This window comes from Chrysiogenia bacterium (genome assembly GCA_020434085.1).
Lineage (GTDB): Bacteria > JAGRBM01 > JAGRBM01 > JAGRBM01 > JAGRBM01 > JAGRBM01.
Genome location: JAGRBM010000435.1, coordinates 1 through 14,093 on the forward strand (window position 1 = coordinate 1; position 14,093 = coordinate 14,093).

Here is a 14,093-nt window from a genome sequence, read left to right on the forward strand (position 1 = left end):
ACCTGCCGGCCGGCCGCCAGCTCCGCGCAGAGAATGGACCACTCCTTGAGTGCGATGTTCGTGGGCTCGCCCATGAAGAAACTCCCGCCGGGGATTTGCGCCTCCCCCCAACGCGCGGCTTATGTAGCACAACGAATCAACCGAGCGAACATTCCGTGCACGGAAGATGCGCCGATTTGAATTTCGTTTTCAGATCAGCGTGCCCGAAATTTGGGCAGGCGCTTTCGAGCACGTGCACGATCACGTTCACGACAGCAAGGGTGAGTGCGGCCCCAACGGCTGGCGGGTGGTTCCGAAACCGGGTTAGAATGAGCCGATGCTCAGTAACGCTCACAACGCGCTGCTCGAAGAGCTCACCGCGCGCTATCGAGGCGCACTCGGCGCCGACGAGGCCACCTACCTGGGACACGTGCGCCGCGTGCTCGGTTTCTATGCAAGCCTGCGCGGCGCGCCGCTTGACGAGCGCGACATCGTCGCCGCCTTCTTCCACGACCTGGGCATCTGGACCGACCGGACCAATGACTACCTGCCGCCCTCGATCGAGGCGGCCCGCGCCTACCTCGAAGAAACCGGCCGCGCCGGTGACGCCGATCTGGTCACAGCCATGATCGACAACCACCACAAGCTGCGCGCCTACGCCGGTCCCCACGAAGAGCGCGTCGAGCCCTTCCGCCGCGCCGACCTCGTGGATTTCTCATTCGGCCTCTACAGCGCCGGCCTGCCAAGACAGGAACTTCGCGCCGCCTTCACCGAGATTCCGCCGGGCGCCTTCCGCAGGTTCCTCATCGGCCTCGCAGGCAAGTGGCTCCTGAAGTATCCGACCCGGCCGTTTCCGATTTTTCGGCTGTAGGGCCGGCCATCCACCGACAACCCACGCAGCCACAAAGGTCGTGGACGTGCTCGTGCACGTGCTCGATGAACCAGTGCACGCTTGCGATGCAGCCATTTCCCGTTCGTCCTGAGGAGGCGCGGAGCGCCGTCTCGCCCTCCGTCGCTGAAGCTCTGAAGGGCGATCCTTCCGAAGCCTTGGCGGAGGAGGACCGAAGGGCAAAAGGGCCTCGGAAGTCCGAATCGTGCACGAGCACGTGCACGCTCACGTTCACGACGGCAAGGGACGCCTCACCCGCACAGCTTGCGGGCGCTCCAGACGCGCCGGGCATTGCATCAAGTTGTTTCAGCGATGTCCCTCGCCGACAGGGCTTATCCTTCTCATCACATCCGAAAATCTCGCAAACCCCCGCCGTCCTTCAGCGACGGGCGAGTGCGGTGTCAGGTTGAGGGCCAAAGGCCCAACCAATCCCTCTTCCCCCGGCCCTCCTTCGCCACGGCTTCGAGAGGGCCGCCCTCCAGAGTTTCAACGAAGGAGGGCGGGGGGAAGGTGGGCGAAGCCCGGAAGGAGGTGCAGCGTACTGGCTCGAAGCACCCCCTCAGTCCGACTTCGCCAAGGCTTCGTCGGACAGCTCCCCCGTCTGCGGGGGAGCAGGGACTGATGGCGTTTGACCGGATACCAGCCACTTTCCTTTGGAGGCGGCCCGCGCGAGTGCTCCTCGGTCTCTTCCACAAAGTCCCGGCTTGCCACCCCGAAGTGGCCGAGCCACACCAGGAAGGCGCGGAGGAGGTGAAGAAGCTCCCACTCCCGCAGGGCCAGACGAAACCGCCGGCGCGCGCGCTCGCCCACGCGCCAGCCCAGATCCGTGCGTTCATCGTCGATGCAATCGCGCGCACTCCAGTAGACCCCCTCGTCGTGAAACCCGCGCAGGAGGATGACGTTGGAAATCGCCGCCGGGAGCGAAAAATACAGCAGCACCGCCCGCTCGGCGGGCCGCCATCGCCCCGAAGCGAGAAAAAACGCCAGGCGCGAGCGCATCTGGTTGCGCACAAAACACCCCGTGCGCGAAATCGCCACCTGCACCGTCGCCCGCGCCGCCAGCTCCTCAAACGTCGGCGGCGGCTTGGGCAGTTTTTTGGGGAGAAAGGCCCACATGGGGGAGATTGTAGGGGAGGGGTGTGACGTATGGGGTCACGCACCAGAGAGCGCGAGGCGCAACAGATCAGCTCTTCCCCCGTCGCCGGGGGAAGATGCCCGATGGGCAGATGGGGGGCCAAGAAGCGCGAAGCGCATCCCCTCAGCTCTTCCCCCGCAGCCGGGGGAAGATGCCCGGTGGGCAGATGGGGGGATCACGCAGTGCCTGTCGACTCCCCCCTCAGTCCGGCTTCGCTTTCGCTTCGCCGGACAGCTCCCCCGTCAGCGGGGGAGCACTACGGGGTTGCGCCTTCGGCGCTACTTTTCTCCCACGGCACCCAAATTGCGATGTCTTCTTCCAGAAGGAGAATTCCATGCAACGACCACTACGCGATCCCGCCCGTTTGTTACGACGCAATCCCACGCCTGCGGAATCAAAACTCTGGGAAAAGCTGCGAAAACGTCGCCTCGGCGGCGAAAAGTTTAGGCGTCAGCATGGCGTCGGCCCCTATATTCTCGACTTCTACTGTCCGGCCAGGCGGCTTGGTGTCGAAGTAGACGGCGGACAGCATTCGGAAGCTGAACACTTCGTTCGGGATTCGGTTCGCGATGAATATCTCAAAGCCCATGGGATTCGTGTGTTGCGATTTTGGAATTCGCAAGTTGAGCGGGGGATGGAAGAAGTGCTTGATGAGATTCTACGTGTGATCGAAGTGCGGAGATAGAGAGCGCGAAGCGCAACTCCTCAGCTCTTCCCTCGCCGCCGGGGGAAGATGGCCGAAGGCCAGATGGGGGCCTTGCCTAACCTAGCCTCCTGTCCTCCGAATCCTTGTCGAAGAAGGATGGCGAAGTCGGAAAGGCAGATGGGGCGCCAGAGAGCGCGAAGCGCATCACCTCAGCTCTTCCCCCGCTGCCGGGGGAAGATGGCCGAAGGCCAGATGGGGGGACTCAGTACCGATTCGCCCCCACAGTCCGACTTCGCTTTCGCTACGCCGGACAGCTCCCCCGTCTGCGGGGGAGCGCTACGGGGTTGCGCCTTCGGCGCTACTTGATCCCATACTTCGAAATCTTCTTCATAAACGCCTGCCGCGAAATCCCCAGGACTTCCGCGGCTCTCGTGCGGTTGCCTTCGGTATGCAGCAGGGTCTCGCGGATGATTTCCTTTTCGCGTTCGGTGAGCCGGGCTTTCAGGGTGCCGGTGCTGGCGATGACGGTTTCGTCGCCGTCTTCGCCGGCGGGGGCGCCGTTTTCGGGGGCGTCGAGGACTCGGTCGGAGAGGTGCTGGACGTCGACGGGCTCACTGGGGCCGGCGTTGATGCCGGCGCGCTCGATTTCGTTTTCAAGCTCGCGCACGTTGCCGGGCCAGTTGTAGCGCTGCAGGGCGAGCACGGCTTCGTCGGTGATCTCTTCATTGGAACGGCCAAGGCGCGCGCCCACCTTGCGCATGAAGTGGCGGGCCAATAGTCCAAGGTCCTCGCGCCGCTCGCGCAGTGCCGGGACTTTCACGGGAAAGACGTTGAGGCGGTAGTAGAGGTCCTCGCGGAAGCGGCCCTCGCGCACTTCCTTTTCGAGGTCGCGGTTGGTGGCCGAGACGATGCGCACGTTGACGTGCTTGCCCTTGGCGGAGCCGACGGGGATGATTTCGCCTTCCTGCAGCACGCGAAGCAGCTTGACCTGCATGGAGAGCGGGAGCTCGCCCACTTCGTCGAGAAAGACGGTGCCGCCGTCGGCCACGTCGAATACCCCGCGCTTGTTCTCGCTGGCGCCGGTAAACGCGCCCTTCACATGCCCGAAGAGTTCGCTCTCCAAAAGGTTCTCTGGAATCGCGCCGCAGTTGCGGGCGACGAAGAGCTTCTCGGCGCGCGGGCCGCTCTGGTGGATGGCGCGGGCGACGAGTTCCTTGCCCGTGCCCGTCTCGCCCAGCACCAGCACGGTGGTGTCGGTGGGGATGACGCGCTCGAGTTGCGAGAGCATGGCCTTCATGCTGGGGGCCTCGCCCACGATCTCCATGTGGGGGTTGGCCTCGGTGCGCAGCAGTTTGTTCTCGTCGGCAAGGCGCGCCTGGCTGGCGCGAAGGGCGTCGACGAGTTCGATGTTCTCCAGGCTCTTGGCCGCATGGGCGGCGAAGACGGTGACAAGGTCGAGGTCGCGGTCGCCGAAGCTGCCCGCGCCCACGCGCACTTCCACACGGATGGCCCCGCGCAGCGCGCCGCGCACGAGAAGCGGCGCCAGCATGCCGGTGCCGGTGCCCGGCGCGCTTTTTCCGCCGGGAAGCTCGATGAGCACGGCGGCCTTTTCTCTTTCGAGCTTGTCGCGCACCGCGCTCGGCAACTCTGCGGGTGTCTTCTCCTCGCCGTCGATGGAGCGCACCACCACGGGAACGAGCCGCTCGCCCTGCACTTCGTAGACGCACACCATGCGCGCGGGCTCCCACCCCTCGAGCAGGCTCTTGCAGATTTGCTCCAGAATCTGGGTGCGGCTCTTCGATTCGGCCAGGTCACGCACCAGCCGGAAGAGCACGCTGATGGCGGCCGAGTCGCCGCCCAGGCGGTCGCCGAGTTCGCGCGCCTGGGTGACCGAGCGCGAGGCCACGATGGTGCGCGTCGATTCGAGGTCGTCGCTCAAATCGGCGCCGATGAGCCGGAGGCTGATGCCCGATTCCTCTCCGCCGAGCAGGAGCTGGTCGCCGGGGCGGATCTCTACCTTGTCCGAGCGGAAAAAGCTGTCCTGACCATCGCGGCGCAAGGCGGAGCCGTTTGTGGAATCCAGATCACAGTAATAGACGCGCTCGCCGGAGATGTAGATCTGGCCGTGCTCGCCCGAAACATAGGGATTGTCGATCTGGAGGTGGTTGGAGGCCGCACGGCCGAGGTTGACGATTTCCTCGTCAAACTCCCGCACGTGCGCCCCGGCGGCGCCCTCGATGATTTCGAGTCGAATCATGGGTCTTTCGTTGGCATCCGGCGCGGGCCGCGTCAACCGGCCGGGACTGCCGGCGCTCGCCCCCGGCCGCCGGTCGCGTCTTCCCGGCGCCGCCCTTTTGGCACATGTTGCCACTTCAGAGGGCCCGGTGCTAGCGTACCCCACGGTGGTTAACCGGATTGGGATCGGGGGAAGCAAGCCTTTCTCAAGCTTCGGCCCCACCGCAACTTGGAGCAAGTGGCACGCGCGTGACACAGCACGAGCGGCCCGCATCTTTGAATGAGGCATCCGTGGAACTCGCGGAACTGAGCACAGGGCTGCTCCGGCAAGCCGTTGCAGCCTATATGGATCTCGCCTGGGAGGGCGCCACCCCTCCAGAGCGCACCTCTTCCCTTGCCTCGCTCACGGGGCTCGCCGACGATGCGAGCGCCGAGGAGCTGCTGGCCTGGGAAGGCTTTGAGCGCGAGGGCACAAACGGCGGCACCCGCCGCGTGCAGCTCCGCCTGGGCAATGCCCGCTATCCCCACATGAAACTCTCGCTGGAGCGCCTTCGCGAGTCGGGCCAGTGGGTCTTCTCCGTCGATACCCACGACCGCCACCTGCCGCCCGAGGCGCTGGGCGCTTCCTTCGCCGCGCTTCAGCAAAGCAACGAAGAACTCAAGATGCGCATCGAGCAGCGCTGGGCCGATCTGGGACTCGACACCGCCCGCGCGCGCCTGCGCGACTTCGTCGCCAGGGAAGGCGACCGTCCCGAGCAGGCACAGAGCAAGGGTTACGCCCTGCTGGTCGATGACGATCCCGACATCCTCGACGTCGAACGCATTGTCGTCGAGCGCGCCGGTTACCACGCACTGCTGGCCGCCAGCGGCGACGAAGCCCTGGAAAAGGCAGAAGCCTGCGGCTGCCAGATCGCGCTGGCGCTGGTCGACATCATGATGCCGGGCAAGAGCGGCTACGAGCTGGTCGAGGAGCTGCGCAGCAAGAAGGCGCTCTCTGGCCCGGTGCTCTTCCTGACCGCCATGATGGCCGGCACCGTGCGCGACGAGCTCTGCGACAAGGTGCTCCACAAGCCCTTCGACATCGAAGAGCTAAGGCAGACCATGAAAGCGGCCCTGGCGCGCGCCTGAGCACTGTCATCACGCAGCGCGTCGCGAGCCGATTCCCCGTTCCGCGCCTTTCCAGCTATCATTGAGTAACCGAAAGGGGTTTGAGGGCCCGTGATTCGCGACTTCACATTGCATGGCCAGGTCGATGAGCGCATCGAATATTACGCCATGGTCATGGGCCCCAATCTCGAACGTCACCTCTATTCGTTTGAACTCGGCGGCACCGACGACGACTACGTCGTGCGCTTTTTCTCCCGCGGCAACGAGCTGACCCTTGACGGCGAAGGCGTCACCTTCCGCGGCACCGGCGGCTCGTTCTGCGAATACATGTTCGGCGTGGACCTGCCCTATGACGACCTGACCCGCGCCGATGTGTGCAACCGGCTCATCGTGCACGGCGCGCTGCAGGACATGGGCGGCGACGGCCTGAAATTCACCGCCCGCACCGCCGGGCGCGAGTCCTACGACTCGATCTTCTTGAACGGCAACGCCGTCTCCAACTTCTACTTCTTCATCTCCCCTTCGGACCCGGCGATGTCTGTGCTGGAGATCCAGCGCGAACTGCTGCGGCTGACCGGAAAGAAGCTCAAGCGCCTGCAGCTCTCCTCCCAGCGCGAGGGCGGGCTCTCCCACGTGACGCATTCGCTGATGGAATGGCTCGGGGACCTGGCACCGAACCTTTTCGTGATCGAGCTGACCAACCGCACGCACCGGACCTATTACGACGAGTGCCGGCAGGCCTTTCTCGACGACCACGACCTCATCGGCGCGGTCGAAGTGGGCCTTGTCGCGCGCGCGCAGGAACTGGGCATCGACCAGTACACCCGCGAGCGCATCAAGATCGACATGGTCTACAAGCACCCGGAGAACAAGTCGCTCATCGACGAGTACAAGCGCCTGCTCGTAGAGGCCAGCACCCTCGACGTGGTGCCGACCGAGGTGGTCGCGCGCCTCTCGCGCCTTCGCACCCTCTCGCTGCGCCGGCGCATTCCCGAGGTCATTCTCACCAAGCTCGACCACAAGTTCCCGCTTTCGGCGCGCCAGGACACGGGCGAGCCGGTGGCCGACCACTTTGAGGAAGCCCGCACCATTCTCGAGGGCCTGTTCCTGACCGGCACCGAGCACGTTGATCACGACAAGCGCGACCTGGAGTCGCTCATTCGCGCCAAGCACCGCGCCACGCTGACCCACGCCTCGAAGTTCGAGGAGATCCTGCTGGAGACCGGGCGCCGCATCGACGAAGCCGCTGACCGCGATGAGGCCCCGCCCGAGGCGGTGCAGCAGTTCACCACCGTGGTCACCTACTTCGACCGCTACGACGCCTGCAGCGAGACGATCAATCACCTCTCGTTCATCGGCGAGAGCAGCCTGCAGCCCGAGCGCATCCGCTCGCTGCGCAACAACTACGAGGCCTTCAACCAGATCAAGCCGGGCCTGTTCGAGGAATGCTTCTTCGGCCCGCTGCTGGAGAACAAATACCTCTCAGGTTACGGGCGCAAGAAGATCCAGACCCTCCAGAACGGGCTCAAGGACCTGACCCAGGGCGAGGAGAGCTACAGCTCCGTGGCCGAACGCCTTGCCGCCATTGCGCAGCAGGAGAAGAACTACAACCTGCTGGGCACCTACTTCCGCAACAACATGCAGCTTGCGTATCTGTACAAGAGCGGCGAGCCCGCCGACCGCCTGCACCAGAAGGTCACCACCGACCTGTTCGTGCGCGGGCTCATCAAGGAACCCATTCCGCTGGACATCTTCCACGTCGCACTCCAGCACATCCTCGAAGAAGACTTTTACGTCACCGAAGTCCTGCCCCAGATCGTCGGACGCAAGGACACGAAGCTACGGCTGGATTTCCTGACCAACTCGGGACTCGACCTGTTCCGCATCGAGGAGCTCGAAAAGGAATATCTCGAGCGCAACCGCTTCCCCGAGGAATCCCTGCCCCCCATCGAGACGCTGGGCCTGCCCAATCCCCAGGCGAGCTGAGCGGCTTTTCCGACAGGGCATGAAGCAAAGTTCATCCCCGCGTTAGCCACGCTTCATCAATCTGCAGTAAGATCTGTTCCTCTGAAGGCACAGCCAGTGGGAGGAACCCGGATGTCAGCAATCCGTACCAGCCGATTCGTATTCATTGCCCTTGCGCTTTTCCTTGCGGCCGCGGCCCCGGCCGCGGCGGGCACCTACAGCCTGAGCACGGGCATTACCGACGTCACGGTCTTTCCCGACCGCGCGCGCGTGGAGCGCAGCGGGGGTAAGGACCTGCCCGCGGGTACGCACCTCATCGAGATCAAGGGCATCCCGACCCAGGCCATCGAAAATTCGTTTCAGGTCTCTGCCACCGGCCCCAGGGGCGCGCAGATTCTGGGCGTCGAGACCGGCGTTCAGTTCGAGCCCGAGACGCTGAGCCGCGAGGTGCTCGCCCTCCAGAAGAAGGTCGACGCCAAGCAGGCCGAAGTAAATGGCGTGGACGACCGGCGCGCGGGCATCAACGAAGAGCTCACCTTTCTCAAGCGCCTGAGCGAGAGCGTCGCAACCAAGGGCGGCGAGAGCCTGACCAGCGCGCCGCGCATCGACGTCGCGGGCTGGAAAAATACGTTGGGCTTCCTGCAGAAGGAACACACGCGCCTCAATCGCGAGCTGCGCGAGCTCGAACCTGCCAAGAAGAAACTCCAGGGTGAGCTGCGCGCGCTCCAGCTCGAGCTGGCAAAGCTGCAGTCCCAGCAACGCACCCGCTACCGGATGGTCACGCTGGAAGTTTCCCTTCCCAATCCCGGAAAGGTCAGCGTCGACCTGGCGTATCTCACCTACGGCGCATCGTGGACGCCGCGCTACGAAGCGCGCGTCGACACCGGCGCCGAAAAGCTCCAGCTCGCCTACGGCGCCGAAGTGCGCCAGCAGAGCGGCGATGACTGGAAGGGCGTGGATCTTACGCTCTCCACGGCGCGTCCTTCCGAGAATCAGATTCTTCCCGAACTCAGTCCCTGGTACATCGACGTGCCGCGCCCCATGCCGCGCAGTCTGGAGCGCGCCAAGCGCAGCGGCGGCGGCGCTGACATGATGATGCTGGCCGAGGCCCCCGCGTCCATGGAGGTCAGAGACGAGGCAGCATACGAAATGGACGCGCCGGCCGTCGCGATCATCGATGCCGGTCTCTCCACCGAATTCAAGGTCGCGCGCAAGCAGAACATCCCCTCCGACGGGGAGAACCACCGCGTTGCATTGCAGGGCATCGACCTGAAGGCGCCGCTGGCCGCGCGCGCCGTGCCCAAGCGTGAGGAGGCGGCCTTCCTGACCTCGCGCGTGGAAAACTCATCCGAGGTTCCGCTGCTTCCGGGTGCGATGCAGGTCTTCCGCGACGGCGCCTTCGTGGGCGGCTCGCAGATGCCTGCCGTGCTGCCGGGTGAAACCTTCGATCTGTCACTGGGTCGCGACCCGCGCTTTACGATCGAGCGCGAGTACGTGCTCACCAAACGCGACGAGGGCGGGTTCTTCTCGAAGAAGGTCACCCGCGAGTTCCACTACCGCATCAAGGTGAAAAACTTCCACAAGAGCGCGCGGCGCATCGTGATCCTCGATCAGGTGCCCGTCGCCCAGGACGGACGCATCGAGGTGAAGCTCGGCGAGGGGATTACGCCCCCGAACAGCGCCGAGACCGATCCGGGCCTGCCGGGCAAAGCGGCCGCCAGCGTCAAACGCGCCCCCGGCGACCCGACGCCCAGACCCGGCACGCTGGCCTGGGAATACGAGATCCCCGCCGGCGGCGAGCGGACCATCGAGCTGAAATTCAGCGTGGTCCACGACGCAGGCATCGAGGTGAGCGGGCTCTAGGACTCCAACAATGCTTTCGTAGGGGCGGGGTCTACCCGCCCCTTTTTTGTGAGGCGAATTACGCACAAGGGCGGGTAGACCCCGCCCCTACATCCGGGACGAACAACCTGCTAAACTTTTCGGTCGGGAAGGTTTGGAAGCATGGCCGATGGCGCCGACGAGGCGCCGGAGTTTTTCTCTCCGGCGCTCGGTGAAAAATACGACGAGTTCTGGAACCGCACGGCGGCGACGGATGCGGGCGCGCTGCTCGGCGTGGGCGGCTATCCCTTTGGCAAGCCGCCGACGGAGACCTCACTCACTTGGCAGGGGCTTCCGGTCGCCCGCTTCATTTCCGAGCACCTGGACCTGCAGCTCGACGACGACGTGCTCGAAGTGGGCGTGGGCGTGGGGCGGCTCGCCCAGCACCTGGCGCCGCTGGTCAGCAACTACCACGGCGCCGACGTCTCGGCCTACATGCTCATGCACGCGGCGCGCCGTCTGCGCGAGGTGGACAACCTCCACCTCCACCATCTCCAGAGTTCCGACCTGCGCTCGCTGCATGCCGAGTCCTTCGACAAGGTGTTCTTCCAGCACGTGCTCATTCACCTCGATCCCGAGGACCAGTTCAACTACATCCGCGAGGCCCGCCGGGTGCTCCGGCCGGGCGGCGTGGCCTACCTGCAGTTCTACAACTTGCTGCACGAGCGCGGCTTCGCCGAGTACGTCCACGCCGCCGACCAGGTCATCCTGCAGGGCGGGCGCCAGCGCGGCGCCGTGCGCTGCCAGACGGCTGAAGAGGTTCGCTACATCCTCACGCAGGCGGGCTTCCGCGTGCTGGACGAGCGCAGCCACCTCGAAAAAGTCCGCCAGCGCTTCCAGTGGATTCCCGACCGCGACTGGGAGTTCTACCTCATCGCCGTCTGCGCCCGCGATTAAGAGGGCAGGTAGACCCCGCCCCTACAACCTCATCGTAGGGGCGGGGTCTACCCGCCCGGTATTTCGAATCACCGCCGCTCGCTGGCCCCTTTCCCCTCCGCCCGGTATGCTGGTCACCTCAGCCAAGCTTCGGGGAGTCTGCCATGCGTGTTTTTGCCGCCGCCTTGTGCCTTGTTCTTGCCCTCGCCGTGCCCGCACGGGCGCAGGATGCCAGTGCGCTCATGGCGTGCCCGCCGCGCACGGACGGGACGCTCGAGTATGCCGCGCGTTATCTCAAAGCCGACTGGGTCAAAAGCGATATCCCCGGCAAGCCGGACCTGGCCATCGCGCTGCTCGCACGCATCGTCAACCGCTCGGGCGCGCCGGTCGAGATCGCCAACCCGGTCAAGGCCTTCAACAACAGCGTGCGCATCCGCTACCCCGACGGCAGCGCCGCCACCTCCACGCTGACGATTTTCCCGCCCGCACCGGATGCGCCAGGGACCATCACCCTCATGCCGCACGAGCCCTACGTCTTCGGACAGGGCGCCGTGGCCAAGTGGGCGGAGCTGCACAAGAAGCAGAAGGTGGAAAAGGACGTCCTCGTCATCGCCGAGATCAAGATGAGTGAGGAAGAAGCGGGCGAGGACCAGTGGAGCGGCTGCATCGAGTCACGCATCGGTGACATCGTCTACCCCAAGGAAGAAACCAGCGAGCGCGACCACGCCGACCAGACGGTTACCGAGCTGGGCAAGGCGCTGCGCGAAGAGAACGATCTGCCGCAGAGATAGGCGCTCCTCCACGGCATGTCATTCTGAGCGCAGCGAAGAATCGGCGTGGCTGTCGGGGACGCGATTCTTCGCTTCGCTCAGAATGACATTTTTGTTTGCCGTGACATCCCGGCTCGAATTACCGGCGGCTAGTCCCGCGCGCGAATCACCAGCGTGCCGGCCAGCTTGTCGTGAAGTGCCTGCTTGCGCCCGGTGAAGGCGGCCATCAGATAGCCGATGTACAAAATGAGCTGGGATACAAACTTGCTGAAATAACGCGCGGTCGCTTTCGGCATTGAAATTCGGTCACCATTTTCATCGGCAACTTTTATCCCCAGTGCCATTTTCCCCAGCGTCGCCTGCTTCACCGAGCTCTGCATCAGCGCGAAATAGGGCCACGCCAACACGAATGAAATCAGGTTGACCTTGGCCCAGGCGGACCCCAGGTCCTGAAGATCGCTCAGATCGGGGATGACCCCCAGGCTGAGGCTCTCCACCATTGCAGGATCAACTCCGAAATAGTGAAACAACACCTTTTGAACCGGGGTCAGCACAATCCCGAGCAGGAACATGTCGATGAGCCAGGCGACAAAGCGTCGCCAGAAACCGGCGTATTCGAGCGGCGCCTGCAGTGCCGCGCCGCCCGGATCCTGGGGAAGCGCGCCCTCGGGGGCCTGCGCCGGAACGCCGCCGCCGAGCGGGTTGCCGCAACTGCTGCAATACTGCGCGCCTGCTTCATTCTGGCTGCCGCACCTGATACAGAACATGGCGTAATTCCTACAGTCTATTCATCAATCGGATATATTTCGTCCAACAATATGCCTTTACGGTAGGGTTTACCGCGCACTCTTACTCGACGATCCCAAAGTGGTCGCACAATATCTGCCATCATTCCTTCTAGCACAGTTACGGTAATCGTCTTTCCATCGTCCGCAAGAACTTTGATTTTGTCTTCCGTGCGAGTGGAATCGGCATACTGAAGCAGTCCTTCAATTTCAACAATTTCATCCGCTACATCCTCAAGGCTTGTAGCATGGCTGATCATCTTGGATGTACTTCCCCTCGGTCGCCTCAGCGCAATTTTCCGCTCCTTTTCACCAACACCGGCAGTAAACCCAACCTGCGTCACAAGATCACCATCCGGCGCGATAGAGCGCGCTAAGTTCAAGAAATTCCGATAGTATGCATCCTCGGGAATCAGGTCTTGAAGCGCTACAGCATCCTCACGCTCGTAGCATGCGAGACCGGTCAACACATCCTCCACAATATCAGAACTAGAAATCGTTGGGCCGAATTCATCACTCAAATTAAGCTGAGTGCTGCCTACGCGAATCGTCAACGCAAAACTTGCAGGCCTTGGCGTCGACAAATATGGTTCGGCAAGGATTCGAATCTTTTCTGACGGTCGCCCTTTTTCTCTATAATTCGCGCCTACGCGCCGCTCTGCAGTGCGCTGCAGCATTTTCGAAAGGCTTTCAATGCGGCCCCAGACCATCTGAACCGGTGCGAATCCGAAGCCAACGCCTCGTCCCGAGATGCTCAACTGAAACTCCGATGGTCCCAATTCAATACCTTTTGTTGCCAGGTGCCTGCTAAATTGCGCCTGCTCCAACACATGTCGGAGTTCTTCAGCAATTGCAGATGGCGCATTGCCGGCCAAACCCGCTGCAGCGAGTTTCTCGGCCTCATCGCACAAGTTCGCTTCAAGAGCTAAAGCAGCCGCGCTACGAAATAGAATACTCCGGTCCGGTTCCATTTCATTCACAGAACGCAGCGCGTCGGCTGCTTTCTTTTCCAGCTCGAAGGCCTTCGCGAATAGCTCAGTAGCCAAACTAAGCTCTTCACGCCGTCTTGCTTGCGTTGCTTGCTCTGCAATATCCATTGCAGACCGGTGTAGCTCTCTAATCTTCTTCATGGCACTTCAACCATGTGCGCTTCCTGCAGCGCAAAACCTACAACAACCACCCATCCAGGCGTGTTTCTTATATTCCCTTTCTTGACTTGGCTTTTCTTTTGCTGAACTCGTTTCTGGATTTCTGCGAGATCGCCCCTCAATGTACCAGAAATTTCCAATTTCCCTTTTCGATCAAAAAGTGCTGTATCACTCTCATCGCCCAGCCAGTAGTCAAACCCAGTTCCCTTGTAGGATCGTTCCACACCCGTGTGCGCAGTGAATTCACGGACTGCACCAATTGCAATTGCAGTTGCTCCATCCTCCGTGGCTTCCTGCATGTCTGCGTGCGCCCTGCGGATACTATGATCTAAGTCCAGACGGTGAACCGATACTTGCTTACTTACGTAACCGGCGACTTTGAATCTGCAAGGATTGGCATGACCAACCGCTTCCAGACAGACACTCGCGGCCTCGGCCGCATTGGTCGCAACACCTTGGCTAAACCCGGAGAATCCAGCGCTCAACGCGACGAGGTCGATGATATGTCCTCCCACAGAGTATCCTCACATTGCACATTATGATGAAATATTGACATTACACGGCATACTCGATTGCGTCGATTGACAAATACGCCAAAACTCATGCAGTTTCAATGGGTTATGCGCGCGCGCCTTCCGGCCAGGCGAGCCGCAGGCTAACCCCCACGCAGGTTCACT

At 62.8% G+C, this 14,093-nt stretch carries 12 protein-coding genes; 7 read left to right on the forward strand and 5 right to left on the reverse strand.

Annotation, left to right across the window (positions count from 1 at the left end; translation table 11 throughout):
• The first annotated feature begins 316 nt into the window (after positions 1-316).
• Complete coding sequence (locus tag KDH09_14950) at positions 317-850, forward strand: phosphohydrolase (GenBank protein ID MCB0220993.1); 534 nt, start codon at positions 317-319, stop codon at positions 848-850.
• 504 nt (positions 851-1,354) lie between these two features.
• On the opposite strand, the gene KDH09_14955 is transcribed toward KDH09_14950, so the two are convergent.
• Entirely contained in the window at positions 1,355-1,984 is a 630-nt protein-coding gene (locus KDH09_14955; GenBank protein ID MCB0220994.1) for a hypothetical protein, read from the reverse strand.
• 353 nt (positions 1,985-2,337) lie between these two features.
• On the opposite strand from KDH09_14955, the gene KDH09_14960 reads away from it, so the two are divergent.
• Positions 2,338-2,688: an endonuclease domain-containing protein gene (locus KDH09_14960; protein ID MCB0220995.1), complete on the forward strand. Its 351-nt coding sequence runs from the start codon at positions 2,338-2,340 to the stop codon at positions 2,686-2,688.
• Positions 2,689-3,007: 319 nt separating this feature from the next.
• Here KDH09_14960 and KDH09_14965 read toward each other — a convergent pair whose 3' ends face one another.
• Positions 3,008-4,906 carry a sigma 54-interacting transcriptional regulator gene (locus KDH09_14965; protein MCB0220996.1) on the reverse strand — a complete coding sequence of 633 codons (1,899 nt, stop codon included), beginning with the start codon at positions 4,904-4,906 and terminating at the stop codon, positions 3,008-3,010.
• A gap of 269 nt (positions 4,907-5,175) precedes the next feature.
• Here KDH09_14965 and KDH09_14970 point away from each other — a divergent pair, with 269 nt between their 5' ends.
• The 5 genes from KDH09_14970 (at position 5,176) to KDH09_14990 (ending at position 11,504) form a co-directional block, all read left to right on the forward strand.
• A complete protein-coding gene (locus KDH09_14970) occupies positions 5,176-6,012 on the forward strand; it encodes a response regulator (GenBank protein MCB0220997.1) in 837 nt (278 codons plus the stop codon).
• A 90-nt stretch (positions 6,013-6,102) separates the two neighbouring features.
• Entirely contained in the window at positions 6,103-7,977 is a 1,875-nt protein-coding gene (locus tag KDH09_14975; protein MCB0220998.1) for a TIGR04442 family protein, read from the forward strand.
• 111 nt (positions 7,978-8,088) lie between these two features.
• Positions 8,089-9,819 (forward strand): mucoidy inhibitor MuiA family protein, encoded by a 1,731-nt coding sequence (locus KDH09_14980; protein ID MCB0220999.1) that lies wholly within the window; start codon positions 8,089-8,091, stop codon positions 9,817-9,819.
• A gap of 141 nt (positions 9,820-9,960) precedes the next feature.
• Entirely contained in the window at positions 9,961-10,734 is a 774-nt protein-coding gene (locus tag KDH09_14985) for a class I SAM-dependent methyltransferase (GenBank protein MCB0221000.1), read from the forward strand.
• A gap of 143 nt (positions 10,735-10,877) precedes the next feature.
• On the forward strand, positions 10,878-11,504 hold the full coding sequence (locus KDH09_14990) for a hypothetical protein (GenBank protein ID MCB0221001.1): 627 nt from the start codon (positions 10,878-10,880) through the stop codon (positions 11,502-11,504).
• A 128-nt stretch (positions 11,505-11,632) separates the two neighbouring features.
• Here KDH09_14990 and KDH09_14995 read toward each other — a convergent pair whose 3' ends face one another.
• The 3 genes from KDH09_14995 to KDH09_15005 are packed head-to-tail and all read right to left on the reverse strand — an operon-like array spanning position 11,633 to position 13,931.
• Positions 11,633-12,250 carry an RDD family protein gene (locus tag KDH09_14995; GenBank protein MCB0221002.1) on the reverse strand — a complete coding sequence of 206 codons (618 nt, stop codon included), beginning with the start codon at positions 12,248-12,250 and terminating at the stop codon, positions 11,633-11,635.
• Between the two features lie 17 nt (positions 12,251-12,267).
• On the reverse strand, positions 12,268-13,398 hold the full coding sequence (locus KDH09_15000; protein MCB0221003.1) for a hypothetical protein: 1,131 nt from the start codon (positions 13,396-13,398) through the stop codon (positions 12,268-12,270).
• A complete protein-coding gene (locus tag KDH09_15005) occupies positions 13,395-13,931 on the reverse strand; it encodes a hypothetical protein (protein ID MCB0221004.1) in 537 nt (178 codons plus the stop codon). Before KDH09_15005 ends, KDH09_15000 begins: the two co-directional genes overlap by 4 nt.
• Between the last annotated feature and the right edge of the window lie 162 nt (positions 13,932-14,093).